The organism is Mesorhizobium sp. BHscii (genome assembly GCF_053848065.1).
Genome location: NZ_JBSPKW010000022.1, coordinates 52,023 through 68,815, shown reverse-complemented (window position 1 = coordinate 68,815; position 16,793 = coordinate 52,023). Strand labels below are relative to the sequence as shown.

Below are 16,793 nucleotides of genomic sequence, written 5' to 3'. Positions count from 1 at the left end.
AGCGGGACGAGGGGCAGGACATGCGCGGCGAAGTGCTTCACTACGACGAGGACCATGGCTTCGGTTTCATCACCGGAGCCGACGGCAACCGCTACACGTTCGCGCGCGAGGATCTGGGTCGAGAGGCTTCGATGGCCAGGGGCACGGCCGTCGAGTTCTTGCCGGTCGGCGGACGCGCACGCGACGTTTCTTCGATCCGCGCTGAGACCGCCAGTCCGCCCGCCGCTGTGCCCGCCGCAACCGCCGCCGCGGCTCATGCCGGCAATACGCCGGGTGCACGTCAGCCGCAACATTTCGGCCGGTCCGCTGAAAACAGTCCCGCCGCGGCTACCGGATTGTGGGATTATTTCTGGCGGGGCCTGACTGAGAATTACTTCAACTTCGCTGGCCGTGCCCACCGCAAGGAGTATTGGGGCTATTGCCTGTTCTGGACGATCGCGCTGATCGTGGTCGTCGGCATCGGCCTCTTCATCGACGACGCGATGGGAAATCTTGACGAATTGCCGGCGGTGACGGTCGGCCTTTGCGGAATCTTCCTGCTGGCGACAGCGCTGCCATGGATCGGATTGAACGTGCGTCGCCTGCACGACATCGGCTTGACCGGCTGGCTTTTTCTGGTGGTGTTCATCCCGACCATCGGCTGGCTGATCATCCTGGTCTTCGCGCTGATCCCGACGCGGGCCCGTGAAAACCAATGGGGTCCGGTGCCGGCGGGGGTGAAGACCAGTTAGTCCTGACCTGAGTTAGTCTGCCAAGGCTGCTCGCTCAAAGCGACTCGCTCGACGAGCTGGAAGTCTTTCAGAGCACGACCACGAAGGGCTTCCTTGTAGGCCGCGATGGCGCGTGTTGCAACAATTTCAAACTTCGATCCGTCATAGGCAATTTCGCAGTCGACCACCTCATCCGGCCAAAGCCAGATAGAGAGAAGCATCTCGCTCTGCTCAGAAATTCCGCCGATCAGATAGAGATTGCCTCGCTCGGTGGAATATCGTTCGCAAACCAGCTGCAGCAGCGATGCGAGGTGCCGATCGCCGCGAAAGTCAGCCTGGCGTTTGTGCTCGCCAAGAACATCCCTTTCGATGGCGCGTCGTACCTCGCCCATATGCCTGTCAACCCAGGAACTTGGCGATGATCGCATCGCCCATCTCAGTGGTGCCGACCTCGGTCATCCCAGGGGAAAGAATATCCCTGGTGCGCAAGCCTTGGTCGAGCACGGCGGCGATAGCGCTTTCCAGGCGGTCGGCTTCGGCGACCATGCTGAAGGAATAGCGCATGCACATGGCGAAGGAGGCGATCATGGCAATCGGGTTGGCGATGCCCTTGCCTGATATGTCGGGCGCCGAACCGTGCACCGGCTCGTAGAGCGCCTTGCGCTTTTTCGTTCTGGCATCCGGGGCACCGAGCGACGCCGACGGCAGCATGCCGATCGAGCCGGTCAGCATGGCGGCGATGTCGGACAGCATGTCGCCGAACAGATTGTCGGTCACGATGACGTCGAACTGCTTGGGCCAGCGCACCAGCTGCATGCCGCCGGCATCGGCCAACATGTGATCGAGCTTGACGTCGGCATATCTGGCCTTGTGGGTCTGGGTCACGACCTCGTTCCACAACACGCCTGATTTCATCACATTGCGCTTTTCCATCGAGGTCACATGGTTGCGGCGTGTCCGCGCCAGCTCGAAGGCGACGCCCGAAATGCGCTCGATCTCGAACGTGTCGTAGACCTGCGTGTCGATGCCGCGCTTCTGGCCATTGCCGAGATCGATGATCTGCTTCGGCTCGCCGAAATAGACGCCGCCGGTGAGCTCGCGAACGATCAGAATGTCGAGACCCTCGACCACATCCTGCTTGAGCGAGGAGGACGCCGCCAGCGCCGGATAGCAAATGGCGGGCCTGAGATTGGCGAACAGTTCCATGTCCTTGCGCAGCCGCAGCAGTCCGGCTTCCGGGCGCACTTCATAAGGCACCGCGTCCCATTTCGGCCCGCCGACGGCGCCGAACAGCACCGCGTCGGCAGCCATCGCCTTGGCCATGTCGGCGTCGGAAATCGCCGCGCCATGCGCGTCGTAGGCGCAGCCGCCGACCAGCCCCTCATCGGTGATGAAGCCGCTACCGAGCTTGTCGTTCATGGCAACGATCAGCTTCTTCACCTCGGCCATCGCCTCGGGGCCGATGCCGTCGCCGGCGAGCAGGAGAAGATTTTTCGAAGCCATCAGAACCGTCCTAAACTGTGGCGCATGACCCCGAAATCGGAATCGATTTCGGAAAGGATCGTGCGCAGAACCAAAATTCTACAGCGTCCTTTGCGCGTCCAAAAGGACGCGCGGCGCTGTCGTGAGCCGCGGTCTTGCTAAACGCCAAGCGGGCTATGCGCAAGCTTTGGTTCAGAGCACCTTGGCGATCCTCGTGCTCCCATCAGTCTTGCCGGACAGTGGGGCGCTGTCCAGCCGACATCGCGCAAGCTTCTGCACCGCCGCCACGCTCAGGCCGTGCGCTTGAGCGCCGTCACTTCGATCTCGATCTTCATTTCCGGCTTGTTGAGCTGGCAGACGATCATCGTCGCAGCCGGCCTGATGTCGCCAAAGGCTTCGCCGAGGATCGGAAAGACGATGTCGACGAAAGCCGCGTCGGTGATGTAGTAATGCGCCCGCACCACATCGGCCATTTCGAAACCGCCGTCCTGCAACGCGTTGGCGATCGTCGCCAGGCAATTGCGCGTCTGCGCCTCGACCGTCTCCGGCATCGACATGGTCGCATAGTCGTAGCCGGTCGTTCCGGAAACGAAACACCAGTCGCCCTGGACCACGGCGCGCGAATAACCGGCTGCCTTCTCGAAGGGCGAGCCGGTGGAGATCAGTTTTCGCATGGTTCCCTCGCACATTCCTTAGGCAATGTTGAGCTGAAGAAGAGCCTTCCGGCCATGGGCCAGACGGGGCGGATCGACAGTGCAAAACCGTTATAGGTCGGAACGTCAGCCCCACCCGATCAGCGCGGGAGTCGAGGAGGCGGGTCATAGTCGTTGGCTTTGGCGACAGCCAAGTTCGCCAGACAGCCAACGCGGGCAGGAAACTGGTTCCAAGAGTGGCCGATCACCTGGGCACATCAAGCTCAATAACGCGCTCTCAATGGGCATTTCTGGGAAATAGGAACCTGGATGGTGCCGTCAACACCGTTGCAGGTACGGAACTTGAGCGTCCACGGCGCCGGGGTAGCCGCCTTTGGCTTGCCCTTGACCATTTCGATTTCGGTCGGTTGGTCTAGCTGCGCGTGGCCGCTCAACGGACATTTCCGGGAAGCGGGAATCTGGAAAGTGCCGTTATTACGGTTGCAGGTACGGAACTTGGAGTTCCGCGGCGCCGGGGCTTGCGTAGCCGCCTTTGACTTGCCCTTGATGACCATCCAGATTTCGGTCGGTTGGTCTAGCTGCAGGCTGTTTATGTCGGAGTAGCTGATGCGTCCGGTGCGCACCCCTTCGGCAAGGCGCTGGCAGAACAGGGCCGGCATGCGCTCCTGCGAGACGCCCATGAAAGAGGCGATATCGTGCTTGAGCGTGATGCTCCATGCGTGGACAGCGGTGACACATCCGCCCAAGCTCGCGCTTGGGTTGCGTTTCTCGCCTGCCTCTGACGACTGGCACACAGTCAAGGCGGTGACCGTTGCAAGCAGAATAAAAACACCATTTTTCATTGTGAAAAGCCCCCATACAGCAAGCGACAACTTAGATGAAGTCGCCAAAAGGTCAAACAAAAGCATTTGCGGTGGTTTAATTTCCGTTATATTAGAAGTGACAAATAAAACCTGGCGTCTCCGCCGGATTTCTCGAACCGTTTCAGCTTTCACCGGATCGGTAGAGCGCTGTTCAGACGTCAGCTTTTACGATTACGCGCCGCCAGCGTCCGCAACCTGAGCGCGTTAAGTCGGATGAAGCCTTCAGCGTCCTTCTGGTCGTAGGCGCCACGGTCGTCCTCGAAGGTGACCAGCGCGTCGGAATAGAGCGTCTTCTTCGACTTGCGGCCGGTGACGATGACGTTGCCCTTGTAGAGCTTCAGCCGCACCGTGCCTTCGACATCTTCCTGGCTCTTGTCGATCATCGCCTGCAGCATCAGGCGCTCGGGCGCGAACCAGAAGCCGTTGTAGATCAGCTCGGCATAGCGCGGCATGAACTCGTCCTTGAGGTGGGCAGCACCCCGGTCGAGCGTGATCGATTCGATTGCCCGGTGGGCTGATATCAGGATGGTGCCGCCAGGGGTCTCGTAGACGCCGCGCGATTTCATGCCGACGAAACGGTTCTCGACAAGGTCGAGCCGGCCGATGCCGTTGTCGCGGCCGAGATCGTTGAGCGCCGCCAGCATCGTCGCCGGTGACAGTTTTTTGCCGTCGAGCGCGATCGGATCGCCACGGAGGAATTCGATTTCGATCTCGGTGACCTTATCCGGCGCGTCCATCGGCGAGATGGTGCGCTGGTGGACGAATTCCGGCGGCTCGCTCCACGGGTCTTCCAGCACTTTGCCTTCGGAGGACGAGTGCAGCAGGTTGGCGTCGACCGAAAACGGCGCGTCGCCCTTCTTGTCCTTCGGCACCGGAATCTGGTGCTGCTCGGCGAAGTTGATCAGGTCGGTGCGCGACTTGAACGACCAATCGCGCCATGGCGCGATGACCTTGATGTCGGGGTTGAGCGCATAGGCCGAAAGCTCGAAGCGGACCTGGTCGTTGCCCTTGCCGGTGGCGCCGTGGGCGATCGCATCGGCGCCGGTTTCTTTGGCGATCTCGACGAGGTGCTTGGAGATCAGCGGCCGCGCGATCGAGGTGCCGAGCAAATAGGTGCCTTCATAGACGGCATTGGCGCGGAACATCGGGAATACAAAGTCGGAAACGAACTCCTCGCGGACATCCATGATACGGATGTCCTTGATGCCCATCATCTCGGCTTTGCGCCGCGCCGGCTCCAGCTCGCCGCCCTGGCCGAGATCGGCGGTGAAGGTGACGACCTCGGCGCCGAGCTCGGTCTGCAGCCATTTCAGGATGATGGAAGTGTCGAGGCCGCCGGAATAGGCGAGCACGACTTTCTTGACGGCTTTTGCTTTTGACATTTGGGCGGTTCCGCGGCAGGAGTTCTCGGCGGGCGAGGTATCACGCCGGTTCCGGCTAGTGCAAGGGACGAAGGGTGCGACAGGCACGCTGGATCAGCTATTGCGCGGGCCAGTCGCTGGCGCAGGCACCCTGCCTGCGCTATAGGCTTCGCCGTCTTACGCCTCCAAAGGCCCGCCCATGTCCTTCATTCCCGACACCACGACGCTGATCCAGTTCGCCATCGCCACCGTGATCCTGGCGATCACGCCGGGGCCTGATATGACGCTGTTCGTGTCGCGCACGCTGAGCCAGGGCCGCGCCGCCGGCTTTGCCTCGATGGCCGGCGCGCTGTGTGGTACGCTGATCCACACGACGCTGGTGGTGGTCGGCGTCTCGGCGCTGATCGTCGCCTCGCCGGGGGCCTTTCTTGCGCTCAAGATTTTCGGCGCCGGCTATCTCGTCTTCTTGGCCTGGCAGGCGATCACCAGGGGGTCGGCCTTTTCGCCGGAGAAGAAGAGCGGGCCTGAGATTTCTCTGTTCCGCGCCTGGGCGGCAGGGCTCGGCGTCAATTTGCTCAACCCGAAGATCATCCTGTTCTTCATGACCTTCCTTCCGCAGTTCGTCTCCGCCCATGATCCGAACGCGCCCGGAAAGCTGTTCTTCCTCGGCGCGATGTTCGTCGTTTTGTCGATCCCGGTAACAGCGCCGATGGTCTTTGCGGCAGAGAAATTCTCGACGGCGATGAAGGCCAGCCCGCGGGTGACGCGCGGCGTCGACTATCTGTTCGCCGGGGTGTTTTCGGCCTTCGCGCTCAAGATCCTGACCGCCCAGGCGAAATAGGGTTTCCGATTTCGCGCCAGCTTCCGGCCCAGCGCCCGGCGCTCAGCCAGTAGAAAATGCCGCCGACCATGCCGCAGCCGACCACGGCAGCGACGACGCGCGGATCGGTGATCTCGAAATTGGCATCGGCGGTCTGGTAGGCGAAGCCGAGGAAAACCGCAGCGACCACCGCACCCGCCAGCGCGTAGAACAGCCAGTCGCGCCGGCCGAAGATCTCGGAGACGAGGATGGCGATGGCCGCCGGCATGAAGGCGAAATAGGCGACGAACAGCGCGACGAAGGGAACGGAAAACCATAGCGAGGCCTGCGCCGCCGGTTGCGTCTCGTCCGTCATCAGTCCCAGCGACGCCAGAAACATGATGTTGAGGAAGGCGCTGGCCGCCAGCGCGGCGACGACATAGCCGATCAGGATGACGGCGAAGCGAATGAGATAGGCGACAAGGCGGTTCACGCCTCGCCGTGCCCCGCGATCATCATCGCTTCCAGCGCCAGCCGGTCGACCTTGCGCATGCGCTCGGACTCCGACTTGAGCTGGCCGCAAGCGGCGAGGATGTCGCGGCCGCGCGGCGTGCGGATCGGCGAAGCATAGCCGGCATTGTTGATGTAGTCGGCGAATTTCTCGATCGTCTCCCAATCCGAGCACTGGTAGTTGGTGCCTGGCCACGGGTTGAACGGGATCAGATTGATCTTGGCGGGAATGCCCTTGAGCAGCCTGATTAGCCCCTTGGCGTCCTCGATCGAATCGTTGACGTCCTTCAGCATCACATATTCGAAAGTGATGCGGCGGGCGTTCGACAGGCCGGGATAGGCGCGGCAGGCGGCGATCAGCTCTTTCAACGGATATTTTTTGTTGATCGGCACCAAAAGGTCGCGCAGATCGTCGTTGGTGGCGTGCAGAGAGATCGCCAGCATGACGCCGATCTCCTCGCCGGTGCGCAAGATTTCCGGCACGACGCCGGAGGTCGACAGCGTGATGCGTCTTTTCGATAGGGAAAGCCCGTTGCCGTCGGACGCGATCAGCAGCGCCTTCTTCACCGCCTCGAAATTGTAGAGCGGCTCGCCCATGCCCATCATCACGACGTTGGACACTTTCCGACCCTCGGCCGGCACGATGGCGCCGTCCGGCGTGTCGCGGTCGGGGAAATCGCCGAGCCGGTCGCGGGCGGTCAAAAGCTGGGCGAGAATTTCCTCTGACGTCAGGTTGCGCACCAGCTTCTGCGTGCCAGTGTGGCAGAAGGAGCAGGTCAGCGTGCAGCCGACCTGCGAGGAGATGCAGAGCGTGCCGCGGCCTTCTTCGGGAATGTAGACGGTCTCGATTTCGACCGGCCGGCCGGCGCCGCGCGGCGGAAAGCGAAACAGCCATTTGCGCGTCCCGTCGGAGGAAATCTGCTCCTCGACGATCTCCGGCCTGGCGATGGTGAAATGCTTGTCGAGCTCGGCGCGCAAATCCTTGGATATGTTGAACATGCTGGCAAATTCGGAGACGCCACGCACATACATCCAGTGCCAGAGCTGTTGGGCGCGCATTTTGGCCTGGCGCTCCGGCACGATGCCTGAGGCAACGAGGGCTGCGCCAAGCTCGGCCCGGGTCAGGCCGATCAGCGACGGTTTTTCGGCAGGCGTGGCGCGGGCGCGCAACGCGTCACGGGCGCCCTCAGTGGTAAGGTCGAATGAAAGGGTCATTGTTGCGCCAATATAAGCGATTTGCGGCCGATTACAGCATCGTGCTGGAAATGAAGCGCGGCGCATAGCACAGGTTGATGGCCGAGTCATGGGTGGCGGCGGCGCAAGGCCCGCCGCGATGTGGCCGCCGACGGCGTTTTAAAGAGCAGAAAGCCGGGCTTGCCGCCCGGCCCTTACTCAGACTTTGCTTCGCCTATGGCTATTTGCACCTGGCGATGGACGACAGCGCCGCCGAAATGCCTTTCAGCGAAAAAACATAGGTAGTGGTGTTGCCGCGGCCGGATTTCGCCTGCACCCTCATGTCGCTGCCGGACTTCATCGCGGCGATGAGCACCGGCTCCTCGGCGGCATTCTCGACCCAGGCCGACTTGCCGCGGGTGAACATCGAAAAGCTCTTGCCGTCGATGGTGACGGTGGCCTTGGAGTTTTCCTGGAAATTGTAGCCGGCGATGAATTGCGGTTCATAGGACACTTGTTGTCCCGGCCGCTGGCTGACGAAGAAGAACATGTCGCCATGGTCAAGCGTCGGCGGCTGCTTGTCGGTCGGCACGGTCAACACGTAGCAAACCTTGCCGCCGGACGCCTGGTAGCTGTAAGTGCCCCAGGCATTGTGCTGGCCGATCTTGGTCGCCGACTGCGCCAGAGCCGGCGCTGTCACGGCCACCAGGACCAGGCTCGAAATTGTAGCAATCAATCCGCGCATCGCTTTTCCCATATATGGTGCGGAAGCAGGCCGGCTCGGCGTCCTGCCCGTCGCTTCATTTTGATTTAATCTGGGTTACCAAACGGTGAACTTCCCTTCAGGAAAAGGAGATCCACCCAGGAAACCGCCGCCATCCTTGCGCCCGTCGCTCCAAAAGCGGCAGTTGCAACGTCCCTTTCGCGACTTGGATGCCACGAAAGCGGCAAGAGTTTGACTTTTCTGCCTTATCGCCGGCTCAGCTGTTGTCGGCAATCGCCTGCTTGGCGGCGAGCCGATGCGCGGGTGTGATATGGGCTTTGACGGTGGTGATTGCGGCGGTCAGCACCGCGATGTCGTCGGTAAAGCCCAATCCGAAGACGAAGTCGGGGATGACGTCAGCCGGCAGCACGAAATACCCGAGCGCCGCCACCAGGATGCCCTTGGCGCGCAGCGGCGTGTTCTTGTCCATGGCGCAGTAGTAGGCGGCGACCAGCTCTTCCATGAACGGGATCTGCCGGGCAGCCCTCTTGGCCGTGCGCCAGAATTTCTCGCGCACTTCGCTCGCATCGCCCGCCTTGCCGCCAAAGCCAAAGAAATCAAAACCGGATTTTTGCGCCATCAATCTCTCCTTGCCGGCCGTCGCGTGGCTCCACGCGCGACCGCGAATGGAAATGTGGTGAAACCAGAACCGGGCTGCAAGATGCTGTCTTTCATGCATGTCATTAGCTGCGCAACTCGGGGTCGAGCCCCGGGGCAGGCTTGGTGCATTGGCTCAGCCGTCGAAATAGCGGTCCATCGTCTTGGCCAGTTCGAAATCGAGCGCCGTGAGGCCGCCGGCATCATGGGTGTTCAGCGTCACGCTCACGGTCTTGTAGACGTTCGACCAGTCGGGGTGATGGTCCATCTTCTCCGCCGCCAGGGCGACGCGGGTCATGAAGGCGAAGGCTTCGGAAAAATTCCTGAAGGTGAAGCTGCGCGCGATCGAACCGCCGTCCCTGGCCAGCGACCAGCCGTCGAGCCCGGCCAGCGCCTCGGCGACCGCCTCCTTGCCCAGTTTCTCTCTCGTCATGGTCGTTTCCGTGCTATCTGGATTCGCAGTCTTCAGCATAGTGCCGGATCGATGAGCGCAAAGCCGATAAAATCCATTCTTTTCGTCTGTCTCGGCAATATCTGCCGCTCACCGTTGGCGGAGGGCGTGTTGCGCGCCGTCCTGGCGGAGCGAGGTCTCGATCGGGATATCCTGCTTGATTCGGCCGGAACCAGCGACTGGGAAGCCGGCTCGGCACCCGACCCGCGCTCGATGTCGATCGCAGAGCGGCACGGCATCGATATTTCCAGACAGCGGGCGCGCAAGCTGACGCCGGACGATTTCTCGCGTTTCGACCTGATTCTCGCGATGGACCGATCGAATCTCCGGGATTTGAAAGCGCTGGTGCCTGCCGCCATGCGCGACCGGGTCCATCTGTTCCTGGAGTTCGCGGAAGGAACGGTGAGCGACGTGCCGGACCCCTATCACGAGGGGCCGGAGGCGTTTGCCTCGGTCTACCGCATGATCCGCGAAGCGTCGGAGGCGCTGGCGACGCGGCTCGAGGCACGGCTGTCGGCGCCCGACAGCGGCCAGGCCTCCTCGACGATATAGGGTCCGCCGCCGACCGAATCGCGCGACGACATCAGGACGAAGCGGCCGACACGGAAGGGCAGCGTCGAAAAATTGCCGCGTGCCGAAAGATATTGGGCGACGTCTAGCGGGCTCGAATTGCGTAAGCGCGCCAAGGTCACATGCGGCATGAACTTGCGCGGATCGGCGGGGATGCCGAGGCGCTGGCAGATGCGCTCGATTTCGGCTTGCAGTGCCGAAAGATCGGGCGAGGCGGAAACGCCGGCCCATACCGCATGCGGTTTCTTTTGGCCGAAGGCGCCGACGCCGGACAGTGTCAGCGGGAAGGATGGGCGGTGGATTCGGTCGAGCGCGTTGGCGATCTCGTCGGCGACATGGCCCTCGACATCGCCGATGAAGCGCAGCGTCAAATGGTAGTTCTCGACGTCGATCCAGCGGGCCCCGGGCAGGCCGCCCCGGAGCAGGGACAGCGAAAGGGCGGCGTCACGCGGTATTTCGAGGGCGGTGAAAAGACGCGGCATGGTAAGCCTCCTGTCCTCGAATCGAACTCTTGTCCCTAGCGAATCATCGAAAATCAAGCGGGGCAAGCGGTTTGTTGATCGCACCTGGCCTAAATCGCAGGGGAAAGCGAACCCTCATCGAAATTCAGTCCTTCAAGAGTTGCCCTTAACTACGGCAATGGCTTTTTCGACCTCCGGCAGTATGCGCTCGACCATGCGGTCGATGCCCTTGGCATTCGGGTGCAGGCCGTCCTCGAGCTGAAAAGTGGCGTCGCCGGCGACGCCCTCGAGGAAGAACGGATAGAGCGGGACGCCGTATTTTTCCGCCAGTTTCGGAAAGATCGCGTCAAAGCCGCTCTGGTAGTCGGCGCCGAGATTGGGTGCGGCGCGCATGCCGGCCAGCAGCACGGCGATCTTGCGCTGCTTCAGCTTCGCCAGCATGGCGTCCAGATTCTTTTGCGTGATGGCGGGAGAAACGCCGCGCAGCATGTCGTTGGCACCGAGTTCGAGGATGACCAGCTGCGTGCCGTCCGGCACCGACCAGTCGAGCCGCGACAGGCCGCCACTCGACGTATCGCCGGAGACACCGGCATTGGTTACGGTCACATCGTGGCCCTTGGCGCGAAGTGCTGCCTCAAGTTTCTGGGTGAAGCCTTCGTCCGGTCCGAGGCCAAAGCCCGCCATCAGGCTGTCGCCGAAACCGACGATCTTCAGGGGCTCGGCGCGCGCGGACGAAAGGGCGCCGCAAATTCCAAGGAAAAGGATCAAGGCTGCGGCAAGTGTGTGTTTGAAAGCCATGCGGCAGGCCCCATATGACGAAGGACATTTTATTGGCGGGAGGCAGAATTCCAGCCTTCCTGTTTCCCATATAGGACGATTTTATTTTGACAGAAGCCGTCATCGCGCTGAAAAACGTATCGCTGACGCTCGGCGAAGGAGCGTCTTCCGTCCATGTGCTGAAAGGTGTCAGCCTCGATGTGGCTGCCGGAGAGGCGACCGGCATCGTCGGTCCTTCTGGCTCGGGAAAGTCGACGCTGCTGATGGTCCTTGCCGGCTTGGAAAGGGTCGATTCGGGGACGGTACGAATTGCGGGTGAATTGCTGAACGGCAAGAGTGAAGATCAGATCGCATCGTTTCGGGGGCGAAATATTGGCATCGTTTTCCAGTCCTTCCACCTCATCCCGAATATGACGGCGCTCGAAAACGTCGCAGTACCGCTGGAATTAGCCGGCCATAGCGATCCGTTCGGGGTGGCGGCGCGGGAGCTGGAGGCGGTGGGCTTGAGCGACCGCGTCACTCATTATCCCGGCGAATTGTCCGGTGGCGAACAGCAGCGTGTGGCGATCGCGCGGGCGCTGGCGCCTTCGCCGCGCATTCTGATCGCCGACGAGCCGACCGGCAATCTCGACCAGACAACGGGGCGGCAGGTCGCCGATCTTCTGTTCGCCAAGGCGGCCGAGCGCGGCATGACGCTGGTGCTGGTCACTCATGATCCGGCGCTCGCCGCACGTTGCTCCCGGCAGGTATCGATGCGGTCGGGCCGGATCGAGGACGCGCCAGAACCAGCTCTAAAGCCCGGTAAGGTGCCGGCCTGATGCCGCTGTCGCGCACGCTGAAGCTCGCCTTCCGCTTCTCACTGCGCGAGATGCGCGGCGGGCTGTCCGGCTTCCTAATCTTCCTTGCCTGCATTGCGCTGGGTGTCGCGGCGATCGGCGGCGTCAACTCGGTGGCCCGGGCGATTACCGCCGGTGTCGCCAATGAAGGCCAGTCGCTGCTTGGCGGCGATCTTCGTTTCCAGCTCAATCAGCGCGCCGCGACGCAAGCCGAGCATTTCTTTCTTAACGGGCTGGGCACGGTCTCGCACAGTGCCAACATGCGCTCGATGGCGCGGCTCGAGGACGGTTCGGACCAGGCGCTGGTCGAGGCCAAGGCGGTCGATGGAGCCTATCCGCTCTATGGCGCGCTGGTGACCGAGCCGGCGCTTTCGAAGCAGGAATTGTTCGGCGAAAAATCCGGTGTTTTCGGCGCCGCCGCACCCGAGCTTTTGTTCGAGCGGCTGAACCTTGCGATCGGCGACCGGCTGAAGCTGGGCAGCGCCATCTTCGAACTGCGCGCCAGGCTCGTCAACGAGCCGGACGCGGTGTCCGACGGCTTCGGCTTTGCGCCGCGGCTGTTGATCTCGACGGACGGGCTTGCCGCTTCCGGTTTGATCCAGCCGGGCAGCCTGGTCGAGAACGCCTACAAGGTCCGCCTCCCCGGCGGCACCGGAGAGGCTCGCATAAAAGCCATTCAGGATCAGGCGGCGGAGGATTTTCCCGAGTCCGGCTGGTCGATCCGCACGCGCAGCAACGCAGCACCGGCGTTGTCTTCCAACATCGAGCGGTTTTCGCAGTTCCTGACGCTGGTCGGGCTGACGGCGCTGGTGGTCGGCGGCGTTGGCGTCGCCAATGCGGTGCGCGCCTATCTCGACGGCAAGCGCGGCGTCATCGCCACCTTCAAGAGCCTGGGGGCTTCGGGCGGTTTCGTCTTTGCCGTCTACCTCGTGCAGATCCTGATGATCGCCGCGCTCGGCATCACTCTCGGCGTTGTGCTTGGCGCGCTGATGCCGTTTGCGGCGAGCGCGGTCCTCCAGTCGGTTATTCCGGTGCCGGCGGAAGGTGGGTTCTATCCCGGCGCGCTCGGCATGGCGGCGCTGTTCGGGCTGCTGGTGACGCTGGCTTTCGCCTTGCTGCCGCTCGGCCGTGCGCGCGACGTGCCGGCGACGGCGTTGTTTCGCGAAATGGGTTTTGAGGGCCGCGGTTTTCCGCGCCCGCTCTACACGGCGGCGGCGCTCGGCATCGCGCTGCTCCTGGCGGCGCTGGCCATTCTGTTTTCCGGCGACCGCTATATCGCCTCGATCTTCGTCGGCGCCACCATTTTCGCTTTCCTGGTGCTGCGCGTCGTCAGCGCGCTGGTGCAATGGGCCGCCAAAAGAAGCCCGCGCGTTGGCTCGACGGCGCTTAGGCTCGCCGTCGGCAATATCCATCGGCCAGGTGCCTTGACGCCGTCAGTGGTGCTGTCGCTGGGACTGGGATTGACGCTTCTGGTGACGCTGGCGCTGATCGACGGCAATCTCAGGGGGCAGATTTCCGGCAGCCTGCCGGAACGGGCGCCGAACTTCTTCTTCGTCGATATCCAGAGCAGCGATGTCGATGCGTTCTCTGCGCTGGTCAGCAGGCAAGCCCCGCAGGGCACGCTGGTCAAGGTGCCGATGCTGCGCGGCCGGGTGATGGCGCTGAACGGCGTCGACGTCGACAAGGTCAAAGTTCCGGCGGAAGGAGCCTGGGTGCTGCGCGGCGATCGCGGGCTGACCTACGAGGCCAGCATTCCCGCGAATGCGACGCTGACCGAAGGCACATGGTGGCCGGACAATTATGCCGGCGAGCCGCTGGTGTCGTTTTCGGCCGAGGAAGGCAAAGAGATCGGGCTGAAACTCGGCGACACCATCACCGTCAACGTGCTTGGCCGCAACGTGACGGCGAAGATCGCCAATTTCCGCCAGGTCGAGTGGGAGACGATGGGCATCAACTTCGTCATGGTGTTCTCGCCCAGCACATTTGCCGGCGCGCCGCATAGCTGGCTGGCGACGCTGACCGAAAAGGGTGCGTCGCCGGCCGACGATGCCCGTCTTCTCAACGCGGTCACCCGTGCTTTTCCCGCGGTGACGACAGTCAGGGTCAAGGACGCGCTCGACATAGTCAACCGGCTGGTGGCGCAACTCGGCACCGCGATCAGGGCCGCGGCCGGCGTGGCGCTGATCGCCTCGGTGCTGGTGCTGGCCGGCGCGCTGGCCGCCGGCAACCGCGCCCGCATCCACGATGCGGTGGTGCTGAAGACGCTGGGCGCCACCAGGAAGACGCTGATCGCGGCCTTTTCGCTGGAATACATGCTGATCGGCCTCGCCACCGCGATCTTCGCGCTGGCGGCAGGCGGGATTGCGGCGTGGTTCGTTGTCGCGCGCGTCATGACGCTGCCGTCGCATTTCATGCCTGATGTGGCGGTGGCGACCATCGTCTTTGCGCTGGTGGTCACGGTCGGGATCGGCCTCGCCGGCACCTGGCGGGTGCTGGGCCACAAGGCGGCGCCGGTGCTGCGCAATCTCTGATCTGCAAGCATATACAGGCTCAACGCGACCAGGATTCGGTTAAATCTTGTTAATGTTGGCTTCGGAAGGCCGATAAATGCAGATTTTCGGGTCTTCACGAAGCATTACGTTCGGTTACGGTCTTGTTCTTGACGCCAATAACCATCATATTTCGCAGCAGGCATGCTGGAGCCCCGCCAGCGGCGCCGCGGTCCAAATGACCGGACACCGGACGGGGCAGAAGCAATATGAGGATTTCAATGGCTGAACCCGTTCGCAATTATCAGACGCGTGCCGTGCCCGGCGCCGGCGTCGATGCTGCTATCGACCAGGGCCTGCGCGCCTATATGATCAAGGTCTACAATCTGATGGGGCTTGGCCTCCTCATCACCGGCCTCGCCGCGGTCGGAACGATCATGCTGGCCACCACCACCGATCCGGCTTCGGCGGTCGCCACCCTGCCGAACGGCGACATGCTGACCTCCTTCGGCTACGCGATCTTCGGCTCGCCGCTGAAATGGCTGGTGATCTTTGCCCCGCTCGCCGCCGTGCTGTTCCTGTCGTTCCGCGTCCAGTCGATGAGCATTTCTGCCGCGCAGACGACGTTCTGGGTCTATGCCGGCCTGGTCGGCCTGTCGCTGTCGTCGATCTTCTTGGTCTACACGACGGCCAGCATTTCGCAGACTTTCTTCGCCACCGCAGCGGCTTTCGGTGCGCTTTCGCTTTACGGCTACACGACCAAGCGCGATCTGACCGCGTTCGGCTCGTTCCTGGTGATGGGCGTGTTCGGCCTGATCATCGCGATGGTGATCAACATCTTCCTGCAGTCGTCGGCCCTGTCCTTCGCCGTTTCGGCGCTCGGCGTGCTGATCTTTTCGGGCCTCACCGCCTATGACACGCAGAAGATCAAGGAGATGTATTTCGAGGGCGACGCCACCGACGTTACCGGCCGCAAGGCGATCATGGGCGCTCTGACGCTCTATCTCGACTTCATCAACCTGTTCATGTTCCTGCTGCAGTTCATGGGCGACCGCCGATAACAGGCTTTTGTTTTGAACCATGATCTTCCGAAAACCGGGAAATCATAGTCTGACTGGAACAGCGAGTTTGATAAGGGCGGCCCCACGGCCGCCCTTTTCTTTTGCCCCGGTCTTTGATGAAAATGGCGGGCAGATGATAGACGTGCATAAATTATGACCAGCATCACCATACGGGCGGCTACGCCGGCGGACCTCGACCGGATCACCCATATCTACGCCGACGCGGTGACCCATGGCACGGCGAGCTACGAGCTGGAGCCGCCGAGCCGCGCCGAAATGGGCCAGCGCTTCGAGAGTTTGATAGCGGGGGGCTTTCCCTATCTGGTGGCGGAAAAAGACGGCATTGTGCTCGGCTATGCCTATGCTGGCGCCTTCCGACCACGCCCTGCGTATCGCTTCGTCGTCGAGGATTCTGTCTATCTCGCGCCGGAGGCCAAGGGCCATGGCATCGGGTTCAAGCTCATGCAAGGGCTGATCGAGGCGGCCGAGGCAGCGGGCTTCCGCCAGATCATCGCGGTGATCGGCGACGGTCGGCCGGACAGTGCCTCGGTGCGGCTGCATGAAAAGCTCGGCTTCCGCCATTCGGGCCGCCTGGAAGGCTCCGGCTACAAGCACGGACGCTGGCTGGACACGGTGTTCATGCAACTGCCGATCAATGATGGAGCTCTGGTTCCGCCCGATCCCAACTCGTTGCCGGAACAGAAATTCCGCCAGCAAAATAAGTAGTTAGGCCTCGACCAGCTTCAGCGTGCGGTCGAAGACGCCAAGCACGCGGCCAAGTTCCTGGCCGCGCTTGAGGATGCGGCCGCCGGCGGCAATGACGGCGAACGCGCCTTGCCGGCGCGCCAGCTTCGGATCCTTGACGATCTGGAATAGCGGTACCTCGCTGGTGCGACGGAACACGGAAAAGACGGCGCGGTCGGTGAGATGGTCGATGGCGTAGTCACGCCATTCATTGGCGGCGACCATGCGCCCGTAAAGCCTCAGGATCTGGTCCAATTCACGCCGGTCGAACCGCACCGGCTCGAGGCGTTCGCGTCTTGCCTCATGCAGCGGGATCAGTATTGCGGATGCGTCCCCATCCTCCGTCCCGCTGCCGTGATCAGTCATGCCTCGATCCCTTCGAATGAATCTTACGCCAACCAAAGTTGGCGCTTTCGCCGTGGAATTGCAAGCCCAGCCGGACAAAGGCGGCGGCGCACCGTTTCCGCAGTGTCCAGTCACGTTTATAAAAACG

The 16,793-nt window shown here is 62.3% G+C and carries 20 protein-coding genes; 7 read left to right on the top strand and 13 right to left on the bottom strand.

The genetic code is table 11. From position 1 onward, the window contains the following. Nucleotides 1-20: 20 nt before the first annotated feature. Nucleotides 21-731 (top strand): DUF805 domain-containing protein, encoded by a 711-nt coding sequence (locus ACWTU7_RS25345; protein ID WP_455840800.1) that lies wholly within the window; start codon nt 21-23, stop codon nt 729-731. Here the strand turns inward: ACWTU7_RS25345 and ACWTU7_RS25340 are convergent. From ACWTU7_RS25340 to ACWTU7_RS25320, 5 genes are all read right to left on the bottom strand, one after another. After that, nucleotides 728-1,102: a hypothetical protein gene (locus tag ACWTU7_RS25340; RefSeq protein WP_455840749.1), complete on the bottom strand. Its 375-nt coding sequence runs from the start codon at nt 1,100-1,102 to the stop codon at nt 728-730. The two genes, ACWTU7_RS25345 and ACWTU7_RS25340, sit on opposite strands and share 4 nt — an antisense overlap. Nucleotides 1,103-1,109: 7 nt before the next feature. Beyond that, nucleotides 1,110-2,213, bottom strand: coding sequence for a 3-isopropylmalate dehydrogenase (gene leuB, locus ACWTU7_RS25335; protein WP_455840750.1), 1,104 nt, complete (start codon nt 2,211-2,213; stop codon nt 1,110-1,112). 269 nt (nt 2,214-2,482) lie between these two features. Continuing rightward, nucleotides 2,483-2,866, bottom strand: a complete 384-nt coding sequence (locus ACWTU7_RS25330) for a RidA family protein (RefSeq protein ID WP_455840751.1) — start codon at nt 2,864-2,866, stop codon at nt 2,483-2,485. 242 nt (nt 2,867-3,108) lie between these two features. Next, nucleotides 3,109-3,753, bottom strand: coding sequence for a hypothetical protein (locus tag ACWTU7_RS25325; protein WP_455840752.1), 645 nt, complete (start codon nt 3,751-3,753; stop codon nt 3,109-3,111). A 113-nt stretch (nt 3,754-3,866) separates the two neighbouring features. Continuing rightward, on the bottom strand, nt 3,867-5,090 hold the full coding sequence (locus ACWTU7_RS25320; RefSeq protein WP_455840753.1) for an argininosuccinate synthase: 1,224 nt from the start codon (nt 5,088-5,090) through the stop codon (nt 3,867-3,869). A 178-nt stretch (nt 5,091-5,268) separates the two neighbouring features. On the opposite strand from ACWTU7_RS25320, the gene ACWTU7_RS25315 reads away from it, so the two are divergent. After that, entirely contained in the window at nt 5,269-5,910 is a 642-nt protein-coding gene (locus ACWTU7_RS25315) for a LysE family translocator (RefSeq protein WP_029349456.1), read from the top strand. Here ACWTU7_RS25315 and ACWTU7_RS25310 read toward each other — a convergent pair. From ACWTU7_RS25310 to ACWTU7_RS25290, 5 genes are all read right to left on the bottom strand, one after another. Beyond that, complete coding sequence (locus tag ACWTU7_RS25310) at nt 5,882-6,361, bottom strand: hypothetical protein (protein WP_095520049.1); 480 nt, start codon at nt 6,359-6,361, stop codon at nt 5,882-5,884. The genes ACWTU7_RS25315 and ACWTU7_RS25310 overlap by 29 nt on opposite strands. Continuing rightward, on the bottom strand, nt 6,358-7,593 hold the full coding sequence (rlmN, locus tag ACWTU7_RS25305) for a 23S rRNA (adenine(2503)-C(2))-methyltransferase RlmN (protein WP_455840754.1): 1,236 nt from the start codon (nt 7,591-7,593) through the stop codon (nt 6,358-6,360). Before rlmN ends, ACWTU7_RS25310 begins: the two co-directional genes overlap by 4 nt. Before the next feature lie 199 nt (nt 7,594-7,792). Beyond that, a complete protein-coding gene (locus ACWTU7_RS25300) occupies nt 7,793-8,296 on the bottom strand; it encodes an invasion associated locus B family protein (RefSeq protein WP_029349450.1) in 504 nt (167 codons plus the stop codon). A 235-nt stretch (nt 8,297-8,531) separates the two neighbouring features. After that, nucleotides 8,532-8,894, bottom strand: coding sequence for a YkvA family protein (locus ACWTU7_RS25295; RefSeq protein WP_095520051.1), 363 nt, complete (start codon nt 8,892-8,894; stop codon nt 8,532-8,534). 153 nt (nt 8,895-9,047) lie between these two features. After that, a complete protein-coding gene (locus ACWTU7_RS25290) occupies nt 9,048-9,344 on the bottom strand; it encodes a 4a-hydroxytetrahydrobiopterin dehydratase (protein ID WP_455840755.1) in 297 nt (98 codons plus the stop codon). Nucleotides 9,345-9,395: 51 nt separating this feature from the next. Here ACWTU7_RS25290 and ACWTU7_RS25285 point away from each other — a divergent pair, with 51 nt between their 5' ends. Further along, nucleotides 9,396-9,914 carry a low molecular weight protein-tyrosine-phosphatase gene (locus ACWTU7_RS25285; protein ID WP_082982268.1) on the top strand — a complete coding sequence of 173 codons (519 nt, stop codon included), beginning with the start codon at nt 9,396-9,398 and terminating at the stop codon, nt 9,912-9,914. Here the strand turns inward: ACWTU7_RS25285 and thpR are convergent. Next, entirely contained in the window at nt 9,818-10,414 is a 597-nt protein-coding gene (thpR, locus tag ACWTU7_RS25280) for an RNA 2',3'-cyclic phosphodiesterase (RefSeq protein WP_095520053.1), read from the bottom strand. The genes ACWTU7_RS25285 and thpR overlap by 97 nt on opposite strands. 132 nt (nt 10,415-10,546) lie before the next feature. Then, entirely contained in the window at nt 10,547-11,191 is a 645-nt protein-coding gene (locus ACWTU7_RS25275; protein WP_455840756.1) for an arylesterase, read from the bottom strand. An 86-nt stretch (nt 11,192-11,277) separates the two neighbouring features. Here ACWTU7_RS25275 and ACWTU7_RS25270 point away from each other — a divergent pair, with 86 nt between their 5' ends. From ACWTU7_RS25270 to ACWTU7_RS25255, 4 genes are all read left to right on the top strand, one after another. After that, on the top strand, nt 11,278-11,988 hold the full coding sequence (locus ACWTU7_RS25270) for an ABC transporter ATP-binding protein (RefSeq protein WP_127211582.1): 711 nt from the start codon (nt 11,278-11,280) through the stop codon (nt 11,986-11,988). Next, nucleotides 11,988-14,537, top strand: coding sequence for an ABC transporter permease (locus ACWTU7_RS25265; protein WP_455840757.1), 2,550 nt, complete (start codon nt 11,988-11,990; stop codon nt 14,535-14,537). Before ACWTU7_RS25270 ends, ACWTU7_RS25265 begins: the two co-directional genes overlap by 1 nt. A gap of 239 nt (nt 14,538-14,776) precedes the next feature. Continuing rightward, the gene (locus ACWTU7_RS25260) at nt 14,777-15,556 is read left to right on the top strand and encodes a Bax inhibitor-1/YccA family protein (protein WP_455840758.1); all 780 of its coding nucleotides are present in this window, start codon (nt 14,777-14,779) and stop codon (nt 15,554-15,556) included. A 153-nt stretch (nt 15,557-15,709) separates the two neighbouring features. After that, entirely contained in the window at nt 15,710-16,282 is a 573-nt protein-coding gene (locus ACWTU7_RS25255) for a GNAT family N-acetyltransferase (protein WP_029349431.1), read from the top strand. On the opposite strand, the gene ACWTU7_RS25250 is transcribed toward ACWTU7_RS25255, so the two are convergent. After that, nucleotides 16,283-16,666: a DUF2794 domain-containing protein gene (locus tag ACWTU7_RS25250; RefSeq protein ID WP_029349428.1), complete on the bottom strand. Its 384-nt coding sequence runs from the start codon at nt 16,664-16,666 to the stop codon at nt 16,283-16,285. Between the last annotated feature and the right edge of the window lie 127 nt (nt 16,667-16,793).

Excerpts from the sequence above, each read along its gene's own strand:
- ACWTU7_RS25345 (WP_455840800.1), top strand. The coding sequence starts at position 21 with ATGCGCGGCGAAGTGCTTCACTACGACGAGGACCATGGCTTCGGTTTC.
- ACWTU7_RS25340 (WP_455840749.1), bottom strand. The coding sequence starts at position 1,102 with ATGGGCGAGGTACGACGCGCCATCGAAAGGGATGTTCTTGGCGAGCAC.
- leuB (WP_455840750.1), bottom strand. The coding sequence starts at position 2,213 with ATGGCTTCGAAAAATCTTCTCCTGCTCGCCGGCGACGGCATCGGCCCC.
- ACWTU7_RS25330 (WP_455840751.1), bottom strand. The coding sequence starts at position 2,866 with ATGCGAAAACTGATCTCCACCGGCTCGCCCTTCGAGAAGGCAGCCGGT.
- ACWTU7_RS25325 (WP_455840752.1), bottom strand. The coding sequence starts at position 3,753 with ATGCTTTTGTTTGACCTTTTGGCGACTTCATCTAAGTTGTCGCTTGCT.
- ACWTU7_RS25320 (WP_455840753.1), bottom strand. The coding sequence starts at position 5,090 with ATGTCAAAAGCAAAAGCCGTCAAGAAAGTCGTGCTCGCCTATTCCGGC.
- ACWTU7_RS25315 (WP_029349456.1), top strand. The coding sequence starts at position 5,269 with ATGTCCTTCATTCCCGACACCACGACGCTGATCCAGTTCGCCATCGCC.
- rlmN (WP_455840754.1), bottom strand. The coding sequence starts at position 7,593 with ATGACCCTTTCATTCGACCTTACCACTGAGGGCGCCCGTGACGCGTTG.
- ACWTU7_RS25300 (WP_029349450.1), bottom strand. The coding sequence starts at position 8,296 with ATGCGCGGATTGATTGCTACAATTTCGAGCCTGGTCCTGGTGGCCGTG.
- ACWTU7_RS25295 (WP_095520051.1), bottom strand. The coding sequence starts at position 8,894 with ATGGCGCAAAAATCCGGTTTTGATTTCTTTGGCTTTGGCGGCAAGGCG.
- ACWTU7_RS25290 (WP_455840755.1), bottom strand. The coding sequence starts at position 9,344 with ATGACGAGAGAGAAACTGGGCAAGGAGGCGGTCGCCGAGGCGCTGGCC.
- ACWTU7_RS25285 (WP_082982268.1), top strand. The coding sequence starts at position 9,396 with ATGAGCGCAAAGCCGATAAAATCCATTCTTTTCGTCTGTCTCGGCAAT.
- thpR (WP_095520053.1), bottom strand. The coding sequence starts at position 10,414 with ATGCCGCGTCTTTTCACCGCCCTCGAAATACCGCGTGACGCCGCCCTT.
- ACWTU7_RS25275 (WP_455840756.1), bottom strand. The coding sequence starts at position 11,191 with ATGGCTTTCAAACACACACTTGCCGCAGCCTTGATCCTTTTCCTTGGA.
- ACWTU7_RS25265 (WP_455840757.1), top strand. The coding sequence starts at position 11,988 with ATGCCGCTGTCGCGCACGCTGAAGCTCGCCTTCCGCTTCTCACTGCGC.
- ACWTU7_RS25260 (WP_455840758.1), top strand. The coding sequence starts at position 14,777 with ATGGCTGAACCCGTTCGCAATTATCAGACGCGTGCCGTGCCCGGCGCC.
- ACWTU7_RS25255 (WP_029349431.1), top strand. The coding sequence starts at position 15,710 with ATGACCAGCATCACCATACGGGCGGCTACGCCGGCGGACCTCGACCGG.
- ACWTU7_RS25250 (WP_029349428.1), bottom strand. The coding sequence starts at position 16,666 with ATGACTGATCACGGCAGCGGGACGGAGGATGGGGACGCATCCGCAATA.